The 16174-nt window shown below is 72.2% G+C and carries 13 protein-coding genes and 1 pseudogene; 12 read left to right on the forward strand and 2 right to left on the reverse strand.

Annotation, left to right across the window (positions count from 1 at the left end; all coding sequences use genetic code 11):
- The first annotated feature begins 17 nt into the window (after window positions 1-17).
- From IC605_RS08845 to IC605_RS08880, 8 genes are all read left to right on the forward strand, one after another.
- Window positions 18-947 carry an ABC transporter substrate-binding protein gene (locus IC605_RS08845; protein WP_216321984.1) on the forward strand — a complete coding sequence of 310 codons (930 nt, stop codon included), beginning with the start codon at window positions 18-20 and terminating at the stop codon, window positions 945-947.
- Window positions 944-1957 (forward strand): FecCD family ABC transporter permease, encoded by a 1014-nt coding sequence (locus IC605_RS08850; RefSeq protein ID WP_216321987.1) that lies wholly within the window; start codon window positions 944-946, stop codon window positions 1955-1957. Before IC605_RS08845 ends, IC605_RS08850 begins: the two co-directional genes overlap by 4 nt.
- On the forward strand, window positions 1954-2772 hold the full coding sequence (locus IC605_RS08855; RefSeq protein ID WP_216321990.1) for an ABC transporter ATP-binding protein: 819 nt from the start codon (window positions 1954-1956) through the stop codon (window positions 2770-2772). Before IC605_RS08850 ends, IC605_RS08855 begins: the two co-directional genes overlap by 4 nt.
- Window positions 2773-3282: 510 nt before the next feature.
- Window positions 3283-4026: a FadR/GntR family transcriptional regulator gene (locus IC605_RS25360; protein ID WP_216321994.1), complete on the forward strand. Its 744-nt coding sequence runs from the start codon at window positions 3283-3285 to the stop codon at window positions 4024-4026.
- 21 nt (window positions 4027-4047) lie between these two features.
- Window positions 4048-5520 (forward strand): ABC transporter substrate-binding protein, encoded by a 1473-nt coding sequence (locus IC605_RS08865; protein ID WP_216321997.1) that lies wholly within the window; start codon window positions 4048-4050, stop codon window positions 5518-5520.
- 49 nt (window positions 5521-5569) lie between these two features.
- Window positions 5570-6514: an ABC transporter permease gene (locus IC605_RS08870; RefSeq protein WP_216322001.1), complete on the forward strand. Its 945-nt coding sequence runs from the start codon at window positions 5570-5572 to the stop codon at window positions 6512-6514.
- Window positions 6514-7386 (forward strand): ABC transporter permease, encoded by an 873-nt coding sequence (locus IC605_RS08875; RefSeq protein ID WP_216322004.1) that lies wholly within the window; start codon window positions 6514-6516, stop codon window positions 7384-7386. The genes IC605_RS08870 and IC605_RS08875 overlap by 1 nt, the downstream gene beginning before the upstream one ends.
- Before the next feature lie 28 nt (window positions 7387-7414).
- Window positions 7415-9004 carry a gamma-glutamyltransferase family protein gene (locus IC605_RS08880; protein WP_216322009.1) on the forward strand — a complete coding sequence of 530 codons (1590 nt, stop codon included), beginning with the start codon at window positions 7415-7417 and terminating at the stop codon, window positions 9002-9004.
- Window positions 9005-9035: 31 nt separating this feature from the next.
- On the opposite strand, the gene IC605_RS08885 is transcribed toward IC605_RS08880, so the two are convergent.
- On the reverse strand, window positions 9036-9788 hold the full coding sequence (locus tag IC605_RS08885; protein WP_216322012.1) for an IclR family transcriptional regulator: 753 nt from the start codon (window positions 9786-9788) through the stop codon (window positions 9036-9038).
- Window positions 9789-9901: 113 nt separating this feature from the next.
- Here IC605_RS08885 and hutU point away from each other — a divergent pair, with 113 nt between their 5' ends.
- The gene (gene hutU / locus IC605_RS08890) at window positions 9902-11584 is read left to right on the forward strand and encodes a urocanate hydratase (RefSeq protein WP_216322015.1); all 1683 of its coding nucleotides are present in this window, start codon (window positions 9902-9904) and stop codon (window positions 11582-11584) included.
- Window positions 11585-11640: 56 nt separating this feature from the next.
- Here the strand turns inward: hutU and IC605_RS08895 are convergent.
- Window positions 11641-12132: pseudogene (locus IC605_RS08895) on the reverse strand (Uma2 family endonuclease); the annotation flags it as partial.
- Window positions 12133-12236: 104 nt separating this feature from the next.
- Here IC605_RS08895 and IC605_RS08900 point away from each other — a divergent pair.
- Genes IC605_RS08900 through hutH form a run of 3 tightly spaced genes read left to right on the forward strand, consistent with a single transcriptional unit; the run spans window position 12237 to window position 16011 of the window.
- Window positions 12237-13154: an arginase family protein gene (locus IC605_RS08900; RefSeq protein ID WP_216322017.1), complete on the forward strand. Its 918-nt coding sequence runs from the start codon at window positions 12237-12239 to the stop codon at window positions 13152-13154.
- Between the two features lie 4 nt (window positions 13155-13158).
- Complete coding sequence (gene hutI / locus IC605_RS08905) at window positions 13159-14424, forward strand: imidazolonepropionase (protein ID WP_216322019.1); 1266 nt, start codon at window positions 13159-13161, stop codon at window positions 14422-14424.
- 9 nt (window positions 14425-14433) lie between these two features.
- Window positions 14434-16011, forward strand: a complete 1578-nt coding sequence (hutH, locus tag IC605_RS08910) for a histidine ammonia-lyase (protein ID WP_216322023.1) — start codon at window positions 14434-14436, stop codon at window positions 16009-16011.
- Window positions 16012-16174 lie beyond the last annotated feature (163 nt).

Below are 16174 nucleotides of genomic sequence, written 5' to 3' on the forward strand. Positions count from 1 at the left end.
CCAAGGAGAATTCCCCCATGCGAACAAAGCCGCTGCTCCTCACTGCCCTCACCCTCGGCACCGCGGCCGCCGCCGCTGTCACCGTCAACCACGAGCGGGGGACGCTGAGCCTCGACCGCCCTGCCGGCCGGGTCGTCGCGCTCGAATACTCGTTCGTGGACACCCTGCTCGCGCTCGGCGTGAGGCCCGTCGGCGCGGCGCTGGGCACCGGGGGCGGGGACCGCGGGACGCCGCCCTACCTGCGGGGCCGCGTGGGGGGCGTCACCGTCACGGGCAGCCGCGCCCAGCCCAGCTTCGAGACGATGGCCGCCGCCCGCCCCGACCTGATCCTCGCCGACGCCTTCGTCCACGGCAGCGTGTACCCGCAACTTTCCAGGCTCGCGCCCACCGCCGCCTTCCAGAGCCGCCGGGGCAGCCTCGACGACCTGAACGCCCAGACCCTCGCCATCGGTCGCCTCGTCGGGCGCGAGGCGGCGGCGCGGCAGCTCCTCGCGGACCAGAAAAGCCTCCTGGCGAAGGCGAAAGTGCTCGCCCGCAAGGGTGCGCCCCCCTTCGTCGCGGCGGTCGCCACGCCCGGCAGCCTGACCGTCCACACGAGCGGGAGCTTCGGGGGCAGCTTTCTGGAGGACCTGGGGCGCAAGAACCAAGTCGCCGTGCAGGGCGGGCAGACCCAGTACGAGATTTCGCTGGAGGGCCTCGTCGCCCTGAACCCGCAGACCCTCGTGCTGTTCACCGCGCCGGACGAGCAGCCCATCACCGAGACGTGGAGGACGAGCCCCCTGTGGCAAAAGCTCCCGGCGGTGCAGCGGGGCCGGGTCTACGGGTTCGACCGCGACAACTGGACCCGCGGGCGCGGCCCCATCGCCCTGAAGCGGATGGTGGCCGAGACGATCCAGAGCCGCCTCCTTCAGGACGCCGCGCCGCCCACGGAGTTCCGGTCCCGGTGACCGCCAGCCCCTACACCGCGCGCCGGGCCCTCCTCGTCGGCCTGCTCCTCGCGGGGCTGACCGGGCTCGCCTCGGTCCTGGCCCTGGGGTTCGGCGCGGTCCGGACGCCCGCCGCCGACGTGCTGCGGGTGCTGGCGGGCGGGGGAGACGACCTGACCCGGCAACTCGTCCTGGGGCTGCGGGTGCCGCGCGTGCTCGTCTCCCTGCTGTGCGGGGCGATGTTCGCGGCGTCGGGGGCGATCATGCAGGGGGTGATCCGCAACCCGCTCGCCTCGCCGGACCTGATCGGGGTGGGCGCGGGGGCGGGGCTGGCGGTCACGCTGTTCCTGCTCGCGTGGCCGGGGGCCCCGGTCGGCGGGCTGCCCTGGGCCGCGCTCGCGGGCGCGTGGGCGGGCTTCGGGCTGGTGCTCCTCCTCGCGCGGGAGTGGCGGGGGGCGGGGCTGAACAACCTCCACCCCGTGCGGCTCGCGCTCGTCGGCGTGGCAGTGGCGGCGGCACTAGGGGCGTGGCAGCAACTCGTCCTCGTGCGCGCCCCGGACGGGCTGGGCACCGCCCTCTCGTTCCTGACGGGCACGGTGTACGGGGCGGACACCGAGCGGGTGGCGCGGGTGCTGCCCTGGGCGCTGGTGCTGCTGCCCGCCGCCCTGCTGCTCTCGCGGACGCTCGACGTGCTCAACCTCGGGGAAGACCTCGCCACCAGCCTCGGCACGCGGGTCAGCGCCGCGCGGCTGCTGTGCCTGGGGGTGGGGGTCGCGCTCGCCGGGGCCGCCGTGACGGGGGCGGGCATCCTGGGCTTCGTGGGATTGCTCGCGCCCCACCTCGCGCGGCTGCTCGTGGGGGGGCGGCACGGGCGGCTGGTGCCCGTCTCCGTGCTCGTCGGCGCCCTGCTCGTGCTCGCCGCCGATACCCTGGGGCGCACCCTGCTGCCTCCGGTCGAGGTCCCGGCGGGCATCTTCACGACGCTCGTGGGGGCGCCATACTTCCTCTATCTGCTGAGGCGCAGCGCATGACCCACACTCCCGTCACCGAGGCTTCCGACCCCGCCCCCCTGACCACCAGCAACCTCAAGCTCGCCTACGGGCAGACGGTGATCGTCCCGGGGCTCGACCTGCACGTGGCGGGCGGAAAGATCACGAGCATCATCGGGCCGAACGGCTGCGGCAAGAGCACCCTGCTGCGCGCGCTGGCCCGCCTGCTGCCCGCCGGGGGCGGCTCCATCAGCCTCTACGGCCAGGCGCTCCACGCCCTGCCCTCCCGCGAGGTCGCGCGGCGGCTGGCGATCTTGCCCCAGGGCCCGGCGGCCCCCGAGGGCCTGAGCGTGGAAGACCTCGTGTGGTTCGGGCGCCACCCCCACCAGGGCCGCTTTCCCGTGCGGCGGGAGGAAGACCGCGAGGCGGTGGCGTGGGCGCTCGCCCAGACGGGCATGACGGTCTTCGCGGGGCGCCCGCTGGAGGCCCTGTCCGGCGGGCAGCGCCAGCGCGCCTGGATCGCCATGAGTCTCGCCCAGCAGACCGACATCCTGCTTCTCGACGAGCCGACGACCTACCTCGACCTCTCGCACCAGCTCGAGGTGCTGCACCTCGCCGGGCGGCTCAACCGCGAGCAGGGCAAGACCGTCGTGATGGTCCTGCACGACCTCAACCAGGCCGTGCGCTACAGCGACGAACTCGTCGCCATGCGGGGCGGGCAGGTGTACGCCCAGGGCCACCCCGAGGAACTGATGACCGCTGAACTCCTGCGCGACGTGTTCGGCCTGAAGGCCCACATCCTCGCCGACCCCGACACCGGCAGGCCCCACGTGATCCCCTACGCGCTGACCCGCTGACGGCCGCTCCCGCCCCCCGTGCCTGGGCGAGTGCCCGGAAGGCGCCAGGCAGGGGAGAGGGTGCAGATGGCCTCTCCTGTCCGACCCTCGCATGGCCCAGGGTCCCCCGGTGACCGGCCAGAATCGGCGCGGCGGTGCCGGAAGTGGCCCACCCTGTCCGGCGCCCCGGAGCCCACCACCTCGTGCCGGAAGCCGCTTCTCCCCGCCTCCTCTTCGGCGGCCAGGGAGGGCGCCCAGCTTCAGGCACGGGCGGCCCGGGTGCGCCGCGCTTCCCTCGCCCTCCGTCCCGACTCCCCGACCCGGGCGGAGTCGAGCGCGGCGGGGGAGAGTGCCGGAGGACGCGAGGCGGACGTATCACCTCCCACTGCGGGGTTGACCCTCGGGCCTCCGGCACCCGGCGCCGCTTGTCTAGGCCCGTCGGCGTGGTGGGGGGCGGCCGGGCTTATCGTCTGCTCACGACAAAATTGGTCAGACCATCGTACCTCCAGAGAAGTGCGGCCAGGAGGATCCGTGATTCAGCCCCTACGCAAACCCAAGCTCTCGGAAACGGTCGCCGACGAACTTCTGGTGCTGATCCGCACCGGCACCTATCCGGCGGGGAGCCGCCTTCCCCCCGAACGGGAACTCAGCAGCCGCTTCAACATCTCGCGGGCCAGCCTGCGCGACGCGTTCAGGCACCTCGAACTGCTCGGGCACGTTGAGATTCGGCAGGGGGACGGCACCTACGTCCGCACGCCCGACGGGGAGACGCTCAGCCTGCCCTTTCGCGGGCTGCTCACCGGACGTCCCCAGGCGGCCCTCGACCTCCTCGAATTTCGCCGGATGCTCGAACCCGAGGTGGCCGCCCTCGCCGCCGTGCGGGTGAGGCCCGAGCACGCCGACGCCTTCGGCGAGTCGCTGGCGCGGCAGCGGGAGGCGCTGGGCCGGGGCGAACGGCTCTCCCGCGAAGACCTCGCCTTTCACGGGCTCATCTCGCGGACCGCCGGGAATCTGGTCACCCTTCAGGTGCTGGGCACCCTCCGCTCGCTGCTCAGTGAGCTGCGGACCTCCGCCCTGCCCGGCCACCTGCCCGACCTCACCCTCGCCCAGCACGAGCGCATTGCCCGGGCGATCCTGGCGGGTGACCCCGCGGGGGCCCGGGCCGCCATGCTCGATCACCTGAACGCCGTCGTCGAAACGTCCTCGTTGCCCGGGTCGGCCAGTCCCGCTCCAGGGAGCCCCGCCCCGACCCACCCTTCACCCAGGCCGGACTGAGATCCCGCCAGGAGGTTTTCCATGCGTCCAGCCCCCCGCACCCTGGCCCTCTTCACCCTCCTCGCGCTCGGCACAGCAGGGGCGCAGACGGTCACCGTCGGCCTCGACGCCGATCCGCCGCGCCTCGACCCGGCGCTGTCCTCGGCCTTCGTGGACCGGCAGGTGCTCAACCAGATCTTCGACAAGCTCGTGGACCTCGACCAGAACCTCAAGATCGTCCCGGCCATCGCGCGGTCGTGGAAGGTCACGAACGGCGGCCTGACGTACACCTTCACCCTGCGCCCCGGCGTGAAGTTCCACGACGGCACGCCGCTCGACGCCAGCGCCGTCAAGTACTCGCTGGAGCGCAACATGACCGTGGAGGGCAGCGCCCGCAAGAACGAGCTGTCGAGCGTGAAGGAAGTGAAGGTGGTCAATCCGCAGACCGTCCAGGTCACGCTCAAGCAGCCGTACGGCCCCTTCCTCGCCACCCTGACCGACCGCGCGGGCATGATCGTCTCGCCCACGGCGGCGCAGAAGGCGGGGGCGGACTTCCAGAACAACCCGGTGGGGAGCGGCCCCTTCCAGTTCGTGAGCCGCAAGCGCCAGGACAACGTGACGCTTCAGGCGAACAAGGGGTATTGGGACGGGGCACCGAAGATCGACAAACTGGTGTTCCGGCCCTTCCCGGACGGGGACGTGCGGCTGGCGAACCTGCTCTCGGGCGCCGTGCAGGTCATCACGCCCATCGACCCCAAGGACATCTCCAAGCTGGAGCAGAACCAGAAGTTCGAGGTGCTGAATTACCCGGGCCTGGGCTTCCAGGGCATCTGGTTCAACGTGACGCGCGCGCCCTTCAACAACAAGGCGAACCGGCAGGCGGTGGCCGCTACCATCGACCGGGACGCGGTGGCGAAGGTCGTCTTTTACAACACGGTCAAGCCCGCGGCGGGCCCCTTCGCGCCCGGCACGCCCGTCTACAACAAAAACACCCGCATTCCCGCGCCGGACCTGAACGCCGCCCGGCAGCGGCTGGCGGGCAGGCCCCTGACCTTTACGCTGCTCACCACCCCCGGCACCGTGACCACCCAGCTCGCGCAGCTCTATCAGGCGATGTTCGCGCAGGCGGGCATCAACGCCAAGATCCAGCAGGTGGAGTTCGGCACTCTGCTCGACCGCGCCGACAAGCAGGACTACGACGCGCTGATCCTGGGCTGGAGCGGGCGGCCCGACCCGGACGGCAACATCTACGACTTCTTCGTGACGGACGGCTCGAACAACCAGGCGGGCTACAGCAACAAGACGGTGGACGGCCTGCTCGCCAAGGCGCGGGCGCAGAACTCCCTGAACGCCCGCAGCGCCACCTACAACGTGGCCCTCAACCAGATCGTCAGCGACGTGCCCTACGTGTGGGTCTACCACCCCAACAACCTCGTGGGCATGGTGAAGGGGATGAGCGGCCTGAAGCCCATCCCGGACGGGATCGTCCGCTTCAAGGACGCCGACTTGAAGTAACCCCTCCTTCCCCGGGCGCCCCCCCCGGGGAGACGCTCAGGAGGCCCCCGTGATCCAGTTCGCCATCAGGCGCCTTCTCTCCGCGCTTCCCACCCTGCTCGTCGTGACGGTGCTGGTCTTCGGCATGGTCCAGCTCCTGCCCGGCGACCCGGCCCGGCTATTGCTGGGCGAGGAGGCCACGCCTGCCGCCGTGGCGGAGCTGCGCCGCTCGCTGGGGCTCGACCGCCCGGTTCCCGAGCAGTATTTCCGCTGGCTGGGTGACGTGGCCCGGCTCGACCTCGGCGCCAGCGTGAAGGACAACACGTCGGTGGGAGGGCTGATCGCCGACAAGCTGCCCACCACCCTGCAACTCGCCGTCTTCGCCATGCTGATCTCGCTCCTGATCGCCCTGCCCGCCGGGATTCTCGGCGCCATGCGGCAGAACTCGTGGGTGGACCGGCTCCTCACCCTGCTGGCGCTGTCCGGGATCAGCCTGCCGAGCTTCTTCCTGGGCATCTTGCTGATCTACCTCTTCAGCATCCGGCTCGCCTGGATTCCGGCGAGCGGGTACGTGCCCTTTTTAGAAGACCCCGGCAGGAACCTGCTGCTGCTGCTGCTTCCCGCCGTGACGCTGGGCGTGCCGACGGCGGCGGTCCTGACCCGCTACCTGCGGTCGAGCATGCTGGAGGTCATGACGCAGGACTACGTGCGGACCGCCCACGCCAAGGGGGTCACGGGGGGCCGCGTGATGTTCAAGCACGGGCTGCGCAACGCCCTGATTCCCGTGATCACGGCGTTCGGCCTGCAACTCGGCGGGCTGCTGGGCGGGGCCGTGATCACCGAGCAGATCTTCAGCGTGCCGGGCTTCGGGCGCCTGCTCGTGGACGCGGTGTTCACCCGCGACCTGCCCGTCATCCAGGGGGTGGTGCTCGTGTCCGCCGTGGCCGTGTTTCTGGTGAGCTTCCTCGTCGATCTGGCGTACGCGGCGGTCGATCCGCGCATCCGGTACCACTGATGCAGCAGACCGTGCCTGCCCCCACCCCCGCCCGCCGCTTCCGACTGGGCAAGCCCGTCCGGCGCTTCCTGAAAAACCGGCTGGCGGTGATCGGCGCCGCGTTGCTGGCCCTGTTCATCCTGCTCGCCGTGCTCGCCCCCTGGATCAGCCCCTACGACCCCACGCAGGTGTTTTTCACGGACCTGCGCGCGGCCCCCAGCCCCGCGCACCTCTTCGGGACCGACGAGCTGGGGCGCGACATCCTCAGCCGGGTGCTGTCCGGGGCGCGGGTGTCGCTCAGCGCGGGTGTGCTGAGCGTCGCCGGGGCGCTCGTCGTCGGGACGCTGCTGGGCCTCGTGTCCGGGTACGCGCGGGGCTGGCTCGACGAGGTGATCATGCGCCTGGTGGACGCCATGCTCGCCCTGCCTTTTTTGGTGCTCGCCATCGCGCTCGCGGCCATCCTGGGGCCCAGCCTCCAGAACACCATGATCGCCATCGCCATCGTCACCGCCCCCGCCTTCGCGCGGATCACCCGGGGCGAGGTGCTCGCCCAGCGCGAGCGCGAGTACGTGCAGGCGGCCCACGCCCTGGGGGCCAGCGGCGGGCGGCTGGTCTTCCGGCACCTGCTGCCCAACATCAGCGGCGCGCTGATCGTGCAGACCTCGCTCGCCATCGCCAACGCCGTGCTCGCCGAGTCCAGCCTGTCGTTCCTCGGGCTGGGGGTGCAGCCGCCCGCGCCGTCGTGGGGCTCGATGCTCAACGCCGGGCGCGGCTTTCTCGCCGAGGCGCCCTGGATGGTGGTCTTTCCCGGGCTCGCCATCTTCCTGACCGTGCTGGCCTTCAACCTCGTCGGGGACGGCCTGCGCGAGGCCACCGACCCCCGCAGCCGCTGACCTCCCCAGGAAGGAACCTGCCTATCCCATGACCTCCCCCCAGTCCGTCTCCCACCGTGAACCCGTGTACGCGCGGGGCGGTATGGTCGCCACCTCGCAGCCGCTCGCCACCCAGGCCGGGCTTTTCGTCCTGCGCGAGGGAGGCAACGCCGTGGACGCGGCCATCGCCACCGCCGCCGCCCTGACCGTCGTGGAACCGACCAGCAACGGCATCGGCGGGGACGCCTTCGCCCTCGTCTGGATGGAGGGGAAGCTGCACGGCCTCAACGGCTCGGGCCGCGCGCCCCGGGCGCTCACCCGGGACGCCCTGCCGAACGGGGAGCTGCCCACGCACGGCTGGCTTCCCGTCACCGTGCCGGGGGCGCCGCGCGCCTGGGCGGACCTCCACGCCCGTTTCGGGCGGCTTCCGTTTGACCGCCTGCTCGCGCCCGCCACCGAGTACGCCCGGCGGGGCTACCCGCTGTCGCCGGTGCTGGCGAGCAACTGGCAGCGCGGCATCCGCGCCTACCAGGCCCGCCGGGTGCCCGAGTTCCGGGCGTGGTTCGACACCTTCGCCCCGGACGGCTTCCACCCCGTTCCGGGGGCCGTGTGGGCGTCGGAGGGGCACGCCCGCACCCTGGAACGGATCGCGCAGACGAACGCGGCGGCCTTTTACGAGGGGGACCTCGCCGGGGCCGTGGACGCCCACGCCCGCGCGACCGGCGGCCTGCTGCGGGGGGAAGACCTCGCCGCGCACCAGTCGGAGTGGGTCACGCCCATCCACGCCCGCTACGGCGACCACCTCGTCCACGAGATTCCGCCCAACGGCCAGGGCATCGCCGCCCTGATCGCCCTGGGTATTCTGGACGGCCTGCCGCTGCCGGACTGGCGGGACAGCGCGGAGGGCCTGCACCTCCAGATCGAGGCGATGAAACTCGCCTTTGCGGACGCGCACGCCTTCGTGGCCGACCCGCAGCACGCCCGGGTCCCCGTCGCCGAGCTGCTCGACCCGGCCTACCACGCCCGGCGCCGCGCCCTGATCACCGGGGAGGCGCGGCCCCCCGGGGCGGGCGACCCGAACGCGCACGGCACCGTGTACCTCTGCACCGCCGACGGGGAGGGCGGCATGGTGAGCTTGATCCAGAGCAACTACATGGGCTTCGGCAGCGGCGTGGTCGTGCCCGGCACCGGGGTCGCCCTGCAAAACCGCGGGCACAACTTCAGCCTCGACCCCGCCCACCCCAACGCGCTGGCCCCCGGCAAGCGGCCCTACCACACCATCATCCCCGGCTTCCTGAGCCGCGCGGACGGCACCCCGGTCGGCCCCTTCGGCGTGATGGGAGGCTTCATGCAGCCGCAGGGACACCTTCAGGTCGTCGTGAACACCGTCCGGTACGGCATGAACCCCCAGCAGGCCCTCGACGCGCCCCGCTGGCAGTGGACGGGCGGCAAGGCGGTGGAGGTCGAGCCCGCCCTCGGCGCGGACCTCGCCCGCGCGTTGGCCGCCCGCGGGCACGACGTGCGGGTCCAGCTTGAGCCGGGGTCCTTCGGGCGCGGGCAGATCATCTGGCGGGACGGGCAGGGCGTGCTCTGCGGGGGCAGCGAGAGCCGCGCGGACGGGCAGGTGGCGGGCTTCTGATATTCCTGCGCTGACCGGCGGGCCCCGGTCCTCAGCCTTGGGGGCGGTGGCCCAGCGTCCAGGCCACCGCGTCGGCGGCGTCGCGCAGGCGGCGGGTCAGCCCCTCCCGGTCCCTCAGCCGGGCGGTGGGAAAGCTCACCCCCAGCGCCGCGAGCACCTTCCCCTCCGCCCCGACCAGGGGCACGGCCAGCCCACCCGTGCCGAGGGCCCACTCGCCCTGCGTGACGGCGAGCCCGGCCCCGCGGATGCCCGCGGCCTCGGCGGCCCAGGGGGTCTTCAGGGTCAGCGGCGTGAAGCGGGGGGCGTCCTGCGGCAGGTCCAGACCGTGCAGGGCGTACAGCAGCTTGCCGCTGGCACTGGCGTGGGCGGGCAGCTCGAACTGCGTCTCGCCGACCACCGGGGGACCGTCCCGGCCCTGCACCGAGCGCGCGATGCACAACACCCGCGCGCCGCCCTCCCGGTCCCGCTCCAGCACGCTCAGGAAGGCCAGCAGGTGCGTGCCGCGCGCCAGGGCGGTCATCGCGTCGTGGGCGGGCGCGTACCACGGCACGCTGCCGTACAGGGCGCTGGAGAGCTTGAGCAGCCGCCAGCCCAGCCGGTAGCGCCCCCGCCCGACCCGCAGAAGCAGCCCGCTCGCCGTGAGCGTCGTGAGCTGCTCGTGCAGGGTGGAGGTCGGCTCTCCCAGGTGGGCGGCCAGCCCCGAGAGCGTCCACTCCGTATGGTCCGCGTCGAAAGCCTCCAACACGCGCACGGCGCCGTCCACCGTGGAAAGGGTCCGGGGCATGGGCCGAGCCTACCGCCTTTCCGGCATAGTCGGAAAGAGGTGTTGTGGCAGCCGGAGCCGTGCCGGACGATGGGCCCAGTTCAACCCCTCCCCGTCCCGACAAGGAGTGAATGATGCCCCCAGTCCCACCAGCGGCCCCCGTCGTTCGTGCCCCGCGCGGCGCCCAGCGCACCGCCAAGGGCTGGATTCAGGAGGCCGCCAAGCGGATGCTGATGAACAACCTCGACCCCGAGGTCGCCGAACACCCCGAGCATCTGGTCGTGTACGGTGGGCGCGGCAAGGCCGCCCGGAGCTGGGAGGCGTTTTCCAAGATCGTGGAGACGCTCGACCGCCTGGAGAACGACGAGACGCTGCTGATCCAGTCGGGCAAACCCGTCGCCGTCTTGAAGACCCACGAGTGGGCGCCGCGCGTCCTGCTCGCCAACTCCAACCTCGTGCCCCACTGGGCGAACTGGGAGACCTTCGACCGCCTCGACCGGGCGGGCCTGATGATGTACGGCCAGATGACCGCCGGAAGCTGGATCTACATCGGCACCCAGGGCATCGTGCAGGGCACCTACGAGACCTTCGCCAGCGCCGGGAAGAAGCACTTCGGCGGCAGCCTGAAGGGTACCGTCACGGTGACGGCGGGCCTGGGCGGCATGGGCGGCGCGCAGCCCCTCGCGGTGAAGCTGGCGGGCGGGGTGAGCATCACCATCGAGGTCGACCCCACCCGCATCCAGAAGCGTCTGGAGACCCGGTACCTGGACGAGGTGGCGGACGATCTCCCGGACGCCATCGCGCGCGCCGAGCGGTACAGGGCGCAGGGGGAGGCCCGCTCCATCGGCGTGCTCGGCAACGCCGCCGACCTCGTGCCCCGGCTGGTGGAGACCGGCTACACGCCCGACCTGATCACCGACCAGACGAGCGCCCACGACCCGATGTGGGGCTACCTCCCCGTGCTGGCCCCCGACGAGGACGCGGGCAGGCTGCGCGCCGAGCAGCCGGAGGTCTACCGCGAGCGGGCCTACGCGGCGATGGCGGGGCACGTCCGCGCGATCCTCGAACTCCAGAGGCGCGGCACCGTCGCCTTCGACTACGGCAACAACCTGCGGCAGCGGGCCTTCGAGGCGGGGGTGGAGGACGCCTTCGGCTACCCCGGCTTCGTGCCCGCCTTTATCCGCGATTCCTTCTGCGAGGGCCGGGGCCCTTTTCGCTGGGTGGCCCTCTCCGGCGACCCCGAGGACATCCGCGCGACCGACCGGGCGCTGCTGGACCTCTTCCCGCAGGACGAGCGGTTGCAGTCCTGGCTGACCTATGCCGCCGAGCAGATCGCCTTCCAGGGCCTCCCGGCGCGCATCTGCTGGCTGGGCTACCGGGAGCGCGACCGCGCGGCCCTGCTGTTCAACGAGATGGTCGCGGACGGTCGCCTGAAAGCCCCCGTCGTGATCGGCCGCGACCACCTCGACGCGGGGAGCGTCGCCAGCCCCTACCGGGAGACGGAGGCGATGAAGGACGGCTCCGACGCCGTGAGCGACTGGGCGCTGCTCAACTTCGGCGTCGGCATCGCGTCGGGCGCGGCCTGGATGAGCTTTCACCACGGCGGCGGGGTGGGCCTGGGCTTCTCGCAGCACGCGGGGCTGGTGGCGGTGGCGGACGGCACGCCGGAGGCCGCCCTGCGCCTCAGCCGTTGCCTCGTCAACGACCCGGGCATGGGCGTGATTCGCCACGCCGACGCCGGGTACGACCTCGCGCTTGCGACCGCCCGCGAACGCGGCCTCGACCTGCCCAGCCTGGGGGTGACGGGCCGACCATGACGCTCCCCCGGCTCCAGCACCCCGGCATACACGTCGTCGAGGGACAGGCTCACGCCCAGGCCCGGCACGCCGACCTCGCGCAGCCGCCACTCGGCCCCCGCCCGCTGGTCCTCGTAGACGCGCCGCTGGGACTGTTCCACGATCAGGTAGGTCTGGAGGCTGGGCAGCCCCGTATACAGCGCGTACTTGCCCACCCGGTCGTTCGCGGCGGTGCTCGGCGAGAGGACCTCCACCAGCAGGCAGGGGGCCGTCTCGCACAGGGGATGCGGGATGTCGTGACCACAGACGAGCATCACGTCGGGGTAGACGATGGTCGAATTCACGTGCAGGCGCATGTCGGCCAGGTGGATGCGGCACCCTTGACGCCGGGCGTGGGGAGAGAGCGTTCCGGCGACGTTCATGCTGATCAGCGAGTGCGGCTGGCTCACCCCCGCCTGCCCGTGCAGCGGGTACACGAAGCCGCCCACGTACTCGCGCTTGTAGGGACTCGTCTCCTCCGTGCGAAGGTATGCCTCCACGCTCATGGCGTGGAACGCGGGGCCCATCATGGAAACAGGGTACAGGCGGGCGGAAGGAAGCTCGGGCGTCGGAGCAGGAGCACGCCTGTAAACGTAGTGGCCCGTTCCCTCCCTTCAGGTCACCGGAGAACGCCGTGACCGCCCCCGCCCACCTCCCCTACGGCGGCATCACCTCCTTTGCCCGCGCGCCCATCGTGGAACCGGGGGGCGAGTGGCGGGCGGACGTGGGGGTCCTGGGCATTCCCTTTGACCTCGCGCTCGGCTTCCGTCCGGGGGCCCGGTACGCGCCCCGCGCCCTGCGGGAGGCCAGCCTGCGGTACGTCCCGCCCTTCAGCGACCTGTCGGGCCGGACCCGTCTGGGGGGGGTGACGTTCGCCGACGCGGGGGACGTGGTGCTGCCCAGCCTGGAACCCGAACTCGCCCGCGAGCGCATCACGCGGGCGGCCCGGCAGGTCCGGTCCCGCTGCCGCCTTCCCGTCTTTCTGGGTGGGGATCACAGCGTCACCTTCCCGCTGCTGCGGGCTTTCGACGACGTGCCTGAGCTCCACGTCGTCCAGCTCGACGCCCACCTCGACTTCACCGACGAGCGCAACGACACGCGCTACAGCAACTCCAGCCCCTTCCGGCGGGCGGTGGAGGCCCTGCCCGGCCTCGTCCACATCACCACGCTGGGGCTGCGCGGGCTGAGACACGACCCGGAGGGGGTGCGGGTGGCCCGTGGGCGCGGTCACACCCTGATCAGCCTGCCGGAAGTCGCCGCCGATCTGCCCGCCGTCCTGAGTGCGCTCCCGAGCGGGAAGAACGTCTACCTGAGCGTGGATGCGGATGCCCTCGACCCCGCCGTGCTCCCCGGCACCAGCAGCCCCGAGCCGGACGGGCTGACGTACGGGCAGACGCTGGACCTGATCCGCGCGGCGGTGGAGCGCAACACGCCCGTCGGCCTGGACCTCGTGGAACTCGCGCCGAACCTCGACCCGACCGGGCGCAGCGCCCTGATCGGCGCGCGGCTGGTCATGGAGACCTTGTGCGAGGTGTTCGATGCGCGGGGCTGAACACATGGGGACGCTGTTCACCGGCATCTCGCAACTGGTGACCCCCGCCCCCGGTCCCCAGCGAGGCGCGGCGATGCGCGAGCTGACCGTGCTGGAAGATGCCGCCCTGCTCGTCCGGGACGGGCTGATCGCCTGGGTCGGGCCGAGCCGGGACGCGCCGTCCGCGCCGCAGGGGCACGACCTGGGCGGCGTGGCCGTCGTGCCCGGCCTCATCGACCCGCACACGCACGCGGTCTGGGCCGGGGACCGCCTCGCCGACTTCGAGGCGCGGGTGGAGGGCGTCTCCTACGAGGAGATGCTTGCGCGGGGCGGCGGCATCCGCTCCACCATACGGGCGACGGCGGCAGCGAGCGTCGAGGAGTTGGTCCGTCTCGCCCGGCCCCGGCTGGAGGCCCTGGCGCGTTCCGGCGCGACCACCGTCGAGGTCAAGAGCGGGTACGGGCTAGACTTTGATGCGGAAGTGCGAATGCTTGAGGCGGTACGCGAGCTTCAAGCGGAGTTCGCACTGGTGCCCACGCTGCTAATTCACGTTCCGCCCGTCAGGGGACGCAAGGACTACGTTCAAGGCGTCATCAATTCTCTCATCCCGCGAGCGGCTGAGCAGAAAAATCATTCTCTGTGGTCAGTGCCTCATTCAGGAGGTGAACTGTTTCCGAAGTTCACTCCCCCATTGGCAAAAGCTGTGGACGTGTTCTGTGAGAAGGAGGCGTTCAGCGTCGAGGAGTCGCGCCGCATCCTGATGGCAGCCAGGGAGCACGGCCTGGGCGTGAAGCTGCACGCCGATCAGTTCCACGCGCTCGGCGGGGTGGACCTCGCCTGCGAGCTCGGGGCACTCAGCGTGGATCACCTGGAGGCGAGCGGCCCGGCGCAGATCGCGGCGCTGGCCGACTCGCCCACCGTGGCGACGGTCCTCCCCGGCGTGACGCTCCACCTCGGGCTGCCCGCCGCCCCCGCCCGCGCGCTGATCGACGCCGGGGCCTGCGTGGCCGTCGGCACCGACCTGAACCCGGGCAGCTCGCCCCTCTTCAGCGCCGGGCTCGCGCTGGCCCTGGCCGTGCGGTTGTGTGGCCTCACGCCCGCCGAGGCCCTGACGGCGGGCACGGTCAACGCCGCCGCCGCCCTGGGGCTGCGGGACCGGGGAGCCCTCGCGCCTGGACAGCGGGCCGACTTCCTCGCGCTGCACTCCTCCGACTGGCGCGAGCTCGTCTACACGCTCGGCGCCCCCCCGGTCCGCGACGTGTTCGTGGCCGGGGAGCGCCTTCCCCTCTGAGGTTTCCGTATGATCCTGGACCGCACCCTGACCCTGCCCGACTTCGAGCGCGTCGTGCGCGGCTTCGAGCCGGTGACGCTCGCGCCAGGGGCCCGCGAACGGCTCCGGCGGGCGAGGGCCGTCATCGAGCGCATCGTGGACGGGGAGGAGGCCGTCTACGGCGTGAACACCGGCTTCGGGAAGTTCGCCACCGTCCGCATTCCCCGGGAGGAACTCGCCCACCTCCAGCACAACCTGATCGTCTCCCACGCCATCGGGATGGGGGGGGCGCTGCCCGCCGAGGTCGTGCGCGGCATGATGCTGCTGCGCGCCCAGTCGCTCGCGCTGGGGCACTCGGGGGTGCGCGAGGAGGTGGTGGACCTGCTGCTCGCCCTGCTGAACGCGCGGGCCCACCCGGTCGTCCCCGCCCAGGGCTCGGTGGGCGCGAGCGGCGACCTCGCCCCGCTGGCCCACCTCGCGCTCGCCCTGATCGGCCAGGGTGACCTCGACCACGCGGGCACCGTGCGCCCCGCCGCCGGGGTGCTCGCCGACCTGGGCCTCACGCCGCTCGACCTCCGGGCGAAGGAGGGGTTGGCGCTCATCAACGGCACGCAGCTCATGGGCAGCCTGCTCGCCCTGAGCGCTCTGGACGCCCGCCTGCTCGCGCGCACCGCCCACCTCGCCGCAGCGATGACGGTCGAGGCCATGCGGGGCAGCCACCGGCCCTTCCGGGACGACGTGGTGAGGTTGCGCCCCCACCCCGGCGCGCTGGAGGCGGCCTCGGAGGTGCGGGCCTTCCTGGCGGGGAGCGAGATCGCGCCTTCCCACGCGGGGTGCGCGCGGGTGCAAGACGCGTACAGCCTGCGGGCCGTGCCCCAGGTCCACGGGGCGACCCTCGACGTGATCGCGCACGCCGAGCGGGTCCTCGCCACCGAGTTCGCCTCGGTGACCGACAATCCCCTGATCTTCCCGGAGACGGGCGAGGTGGTCAGCGGCGGCAATTTCCACGGGCAGCCCCTGGCCCTGACCGCCGACGCGCTCACGGTGGCGGTGGCCGAACTCGCCTCCATCTCGGAGCGGCGCTGCGAGCAGCTCCTGAATCCGGCGCTTAGCGGCCTGCCGGGCTTCCTGACGCCGCACGGCGGGCTCAACAGCGGCCTGATGATCGCCCAGTACACCGCCGCCGCGCTCGTCAGCGAGAACAAGGTGCTCTCGCACCCGGCGAGCGTGGACAGCGTCCCCACCAGCGCCAACCAGGAAGACCACGTGTCGATGGGCGCCCACGCCGGGCGCAAGCTGCGTCAGGTGCTGGAGAACACGGCCACGGTCCTCGCCGTGGAGCTGCTGTGTGCCTCGCAGGCCCTCGACTTTCAATCCCTGCGGGCGGGCGCGGGCGTGGACGGCGCGTACCGCTTCATCCGCGGGTTCTCCCGCCCGCTGGAGCACGACCGCTACTACAAGCCCGACCTCGACCGCCTGCTCGCGGAAGTTCGGAGCGGCGCCCTCCTCGCTTCGGGGCAGGCCGCCAGCTCGCCCCGGCCCGAGTCGGGGGCCCGCCCCGAGGAGCTGGGTGCGCCTCCCCCGGAGGAAAGCACGTCCAGGCATTGAGGTCGGCGCCCGCCCGCCACGTCAGGGAATGCCCGGGGCCCCGCGCGACAGGGGCGCAAAAGGCCCCCGAGTGGGTCATGGAGCGGTTCATCGTGGCGTAGCCGAGGCTGAACCCGGCGATCAGGGACGCGCCCGGTGCACCCGGACCGTTGCCCAGGGCCAA

The organism is Deinococcus aestuarii (assembly GCF_018863415.1).
Lineage (GTDB): Bacteria > Deinococcota > Deinococci > Deinococcales > Deinococcaceae > Deinococcus > Deinococcus aestuarii.

Bases quoted from the DNA above. Each gene is read 5' to 3' on its own strand.
- IC605_RS08885 (WP_216322012.1), bottom strand. From the start codon at position 9,788: ATGCCCCGGACCCTTTCCACGGTGGACGGCGCCGTGCGCGTGTTGGAG.
- IC605_RS08855 (WP_216321990.1), top strand. From the start codon at position 1,954: ATGACCCACACTCCCGTCACCGAGGCTTCCGACCCCGCCCCCCTGACC.
- hutU (WP_216322015.1), top strand. From the start codon at position 9,902: ATGCCCCCAGTCCCACCAGCGGCCCCCGTCGTTCGTGCCCCGCGCGGC.
- IC605_RS08875 (WP_216322004.1), top strand. From the start codon at position 6,514: ATGCAGCAGACCGTGCCTGCCCCCACCCCCGCCCGCCGCTTCCGACTG.
- IC605_RS08865 (WP_216321997.1), top strand. From the start codon at position 4,048: ATGCGTCCAGCCCCCCGCACCCTGGCCCTCTTCACCCTCCTCGCGCTC.
- IC605_RS08845 (WP_216321984.1), top strand. From the start codon at position 18: ATGCGAACAAAGCCGCTGCTCCTCACTGCCCTCACCCTCGGCACCGCG.
- hutH (WP_216322023.1), top strand. From the start codon at position 14,434: ATGATCCTGGACCGCACCCTGACCCTGCCCGACTTCGAGCGCGTCGTG.
- IC605_RS08880 (WP_216322009.1), top strand. From the start codon at position 7,415: ATGACCTCCCCCCAGTCCGTCTCCCACCGTGAACCCGTGTACGCGCGG.
- hutI (WP_216322019.1), top strand. From the start codon at position 13,159: ATGGGGACGCTGTTCACCGGCATCTCGCAACTGGTGACCCCCGCCCCC.